Source organism: Streptomyces sp. SID12501, assembly GCF_010550245.1.
Taxonomy (GTDB): domain Bacteria; phylum Actinomycetota; class Actinomycetes; order Streptomycetales; family Streptomycetaceae; genus Streptomyces.
Map to the genome: position 1 here is coordinate 1 of NZ_JAAGLU010000417.1, position 518 is coordinate 518.

General features: G+C 70.5%; 1 pseudogene. It reads left to right on the forward strand.

Features of this window, described 5'->3' with window-relative positions:
- Window positions 1-518, forward strand: a pseudogene (locus tag G3I71_RS46535) (glucose-6-phosphate isomerase); the annotation flags it as partial.

Here is a 518-nt window from a genome sequence, read left to right on the forward strand (position 1 = left end):
CAGAAGACGGCCGACCTCGACCCGACGACCACGCTGTTCATCGTCGCGTCCAAGACGTTCACGACGCTCGAGACCCTCACCAACGCGCGTCTGGCGCGCGCCTGGCTGTGGGAGCGGCTCGTCGGCGAGGGCCGCATCGAGGACACCGACGAGGCGCGGCGCGGCGCGGTCGCGCAGCACTTCGTCGCGGTCTCGACGGCGCTCGACAAGGTCGCCGAGTTCGGCATCGACCCGGCCAACGCGTTCGGGTTCTGGGACTGGGTCGGCGGGCGCTACTCGGTCGACTCCGCGATCGGCACGTCCCTCGCGATCGCGATCGGCCCCGACGCGTTCCGCGAGCTGCTCGCGGGCTTCCACGCGGTCGACGAGCACGCCCGTACGACCCCGTTCGAGCGCAACGTGCCGTTCCTCATGGGCCTGCTCAACGTCTGGTACGTCAACTTCCTCGGCGCGCACACGCACGCCGTGCTCCCGTACGCGCAGCAGCTGCACAGCTTCCCGGCGTACCTGCAGCAGCT